The organism is Moorena sp. SIO2C4 (assembly GCF_010672485.1).
Taxonomy (GTDB): domain Bacteria; phylum Cyanobacteriota; class Cyanobacteriia; order Cyanobacteriales; family Coleofasciculaceae; genus Moorena; species Moorena producens.
This window is the reverse complement of the sequence record NZ_JAAHGN010000804.1, coordinates 1-3,551: the sequence shown is the minus strand read 5'-3', so window position 1 is coordinate 3,551 and position 3,551 is coordinate 1. Positions and strand designations below refer to the sequence as shown.

3 protein-coding genes are annotated in these 3,551 nt (G+C 43.9%); 2 read left to right on the top strand and 1 reads right to left on the bottom strand.

Annotation, left to right across the window (positions count from 1 at the left end; all coding sequences use genetic code 11):
• Positions 1-198, top strand: a 198-nt coding sequence (locus tag F6K20_RS29380) for a transposase (RefSeq protein WP_287265468.1), incomplete at its 5' end; no start/stop codon positions are given.
• Positions 199-210: 12 nt separating this feature from the next.
• Here the strand turns inward: F6K20_RS29380 and F6K20_RS29375 are convergent.
• The gene (locus F6K20_RS29375) at positions 211-423 is read right to left on the bottom strand and encodes a hypothetical protein (protein WP_063747934.1); all 213 of its coding nucleotides are present in this window, start codon (positions 421-423) and stop codon (positions 211-213) included.
• Positions 424-527: 104 nt separating this feature from the next.
• On the opposite strand from F6K20_RS29375, the gene F6K20_RS29370 reads away from it, so the two are divergent.
• A complete protein-coding gene (locus tag F6K20_RS29370; RefSeq protein WP_008184785.1) occupies positions 528-2,624 on the top strand; it encodes an ABC transporter ATP-binding protein in 2,097 nt (698 codons plus the stop codon).
• The last annotated feature ends 927 nt before the right edge of the window (positions 2,625-3,551 follow it).

Below are 3,551 nucleotides of genomic sequence, written 5' to 3'. Positions count from 1 at the left end.
TATCTTCCCGAGTATAGTCCTGATTATAACTTAATTGAATTGGTTTGGCATTCAGCAAAAGAATATATTGCCAATCGAGTTTTCAAATCAATTGAAGAATTAGAATGTTTGTTAAATCATCTTTTAAATGAAGGAGGGTTAATTATAAAATGGGTACGAAAAATAAAAAACAAAGGCAATGCTGTTATCACAGTTTAAATGCGCAACAGCTTAGCTGATAGCTGATAGCTTACTTCCCAGGTAGCAGCCAGATCGATCTGATTGAAGATAGAAAACAGCTGATAGCTGAGAGCTGAGAGCTGATAGCTGATAGCTGAGAGCTGAGAGCTGATAGCTGAGAGCTGAGAGCTGAGAGCTGAGAGCTGATAGCTGAGAGCTGATAGCTGATAGCTGATAGCTGATAGCTGATAGCTGATAGCTCACAGCTGACGGCTGACCGCTGAGAGCTGACAGCTGACCTAGGGAGTAAACCCTAGAGTTTTTGTATGATTTAAGTTAACTCTCTTAACTTAATCCTCTTGAATGCCATGACTGACAATGTTCTTGACGTCCGTAATCTGAAAGTCCAATTCCAAACCGATGTAAAACAGGTCACAGCCGTTGACAGCATAGACTTTCAACTGCGTCGAGGACAAACCCTAGGGATTGTGGGGGAGTCAGGCTCTGGGAAATCAGTCACGTCTTTGGCCATAATGGGTTTGGTACCCTATCCTGGTAAGGTTACCAATGGCGAGATTTATTTCCGACCCTCAGCTCGGGAAAAAGAAGTGGATTTGCTAGGGCTGAGTCCTGATCAAAAACAGTCCTACCGGGGTGGTCAAATCTCAATGATTTTCCAAGAACCCATGACTTCCCTTAACCCAGTTTATACCTGTGGGTTTCAACTGACGGAAGCAATTCTGCAACACCAGGATGTTTCCCTAAAAGAAGCAAGGCGTCAAGCCATGGCTCGTCTTCAAGAGGTGAAGCTACTCCCTAGCGATCAACAATTGAGGGAGACTTTTCTAGAGGAATTCCGTCGGGAGAACCCTGGTCAAGCAATACCAGGGGAACGGCTAATTAATCGCCACATTAACCAGCAAAAACGGGAAATATTAAAGCGTTATCCCCATGAACTGTCTGGTGGTCAATTGCAGCGGGTCATGATTGCGATCGCAATTTCTTGTAACCCTGATGTGTTGATTGCTGATGAACCCACTACTGCTCTTGATGTTACCGTACAGGCAACTATTCTGGATTTGCTGAGGGAGTTACGGGATACCCGAGGGATGTCCATGATTTTTATTACCCACGACTTAGGGGTAATTGCGGAAATTGCTGACAGCGTAGCGGTGATGTACCAAGGCAAAATTGTGGAAAGGGGTGATGTCTGGAAAATTTTCTCTGAGCCAAACCATCCCTACACCAAGGGATTATTAGCCTGTCGCCCAACTCTGGATAAAACTGTAACATACCTACCAACTGTTTCTGACTTCATGGAGGTGGTAACTACTGCTAGTGGGGAAGAGGTAATCCGAGAAAAATCAAAAGGGTTGAATGTTGACCGGTTCCAGCTTCAAACTTCGTCAGATAACCTACCCTACGGGAACGCTAAAGGCGAACAACCTTCAACCTCCCAACCTTCAACCTCCCAACCTTCAACCTCCCAACCTTCAACCTCCCAACCTTCAACCTCCCAACCTTGGCCAAAAGGCCACGCTACGCGAACAACCTTCAACCAAACAACCACACAACCATTAGTTTCGGTGCGTAACTTACAGGTAGGCTTTCCCATTCGAGGCGTATTTGGCGGGACGAAACGCTATCTGATGGCAGTCAATGGAGTATCTTTTGATGTTTATCCCAGTGAAACCTTGGGCTTAGTAGGAGAATCCGGTTGTGGCAAATCTACCCTGGCACGAACATTGCTGCGCTTGATTGAACCAATGAGTGGAGAAGTAAACTTTGATGGTAAAGAGATTACCACCATCAAGGGTATGGGTTTGCGGCAATTACGCCGTGAAATGCAAATTGTGTTTCAGAATCCCTTTAGTTCCCTCGACCCACGACTAAAGATTGGGGAAGCAGTGATGGAACCCCTATTGATTCATGATGTTGGGGGTAATAGTAAGGAAAAACGCGATCGCGTGGCTGAGTTGTTGGAGCGAGTGGATTTAAATCCTGACTGGATGAATCGCTATCCTCACGAATTTTCTGGAGGTCAGCGCCAGCGGGTCTGTATTGCTAGGGCACTCGCTCTTAATCCTAAGTTTATCATTTGTGATGAATCCGTTTCTGCTCTAGATGTTTCCGTACAGGCACAAGTCCTGAATTTGCTGAAACAATTGCAGGAGGATTTCGGCTTAACCTATATATTCATTTCCCATGACTTGAGTGTAGTTAAATTCATGAGCGATCGCATTATGGTAATGAACCAGGGCAAAATTGAAGAAATTGGTCCCGCTGACAGTATTTATCGAGAACCGAAACAGGATTATACTCGTCAGCTGATTGCTTCTATTCCCACTGGTACTCTCGATCGGATTCAACAGCAGCAACACAGACGACAAGCTATGGAAATACCTGAGATTAATGATCCATGGTCTATTAATTCTGAGATTAGTGATCCATGGTCTGTTAATTAAGGGAAAGGTTATTTTTTTTAAATTCAAAATGCCAAATTAAAAATTCAAAATTACATAAGCTATCAGCTAATGCCCTACGCGCACGCTACTTGAGGTGCTATCAGCCTCGAAGTCTGTGCCAGGAGTCATGGAATTTTCCCCATACTTTCAATTCTCATTAATCTGGAATTATTAAATTATCTCGTTCTAGGTTTATTGTAAGCACCTCAAGTAGCGTGAGCTTTTAGCTGACGGCTGACGGCTGACGGCTGACGGCTTACAAAATTACTAGCCTTATAATTTTGAATTGTTGACAACAAATACAAGCCTCTGAATTCATTTCGGGGGTATTTTTTAATTTTGAATTGATAATTTTGAATGGTCGCAAAGCAATTGACGTTCCTCCCAAATTAGTTTTTTAAGTTTTTTAACGTTTTTACAGTATTTAAATGTTTTGTGTTATTATGAAAGTAAGGAGATAAGGAGATAGAAAGAAGCCAGCGCAAAGTTTCCATGGCAAACGCTGGCTTCTGGCTCCTCCATTAACAGGAGATACATCCTATGCTAAAACCATTTCACCAAGAAAGTCTGGCACAGGCTTCGACCCTGTGTGCCACAAGCTTCTAGCCTGTCCCACACTGACTATGAACTGGGGTATAGTCATAGATCCCTGATATCGCGATACCCGACATCGCTGTCAGTGGCGGATTTGCCACCTCATTTTGCGCTAGCGCTAGACTTTTGCAGTTCACCAGCCATAAGCTTACTGCCAAGGGAACAAGACTTAGAAACTCTAGCAGTAGAGGAGGCTTTTTGACACTCCCCGGTCTAAAGACGCGGGGGATTCTGCTGACAAGATAAACTTAGGTAACGTCCAAAGTCTAATCTTCGCTACGGTAGTCAAACACCGTCTACTCAGTCTGGATAGGTCTATGCCTAGCTTTCTGG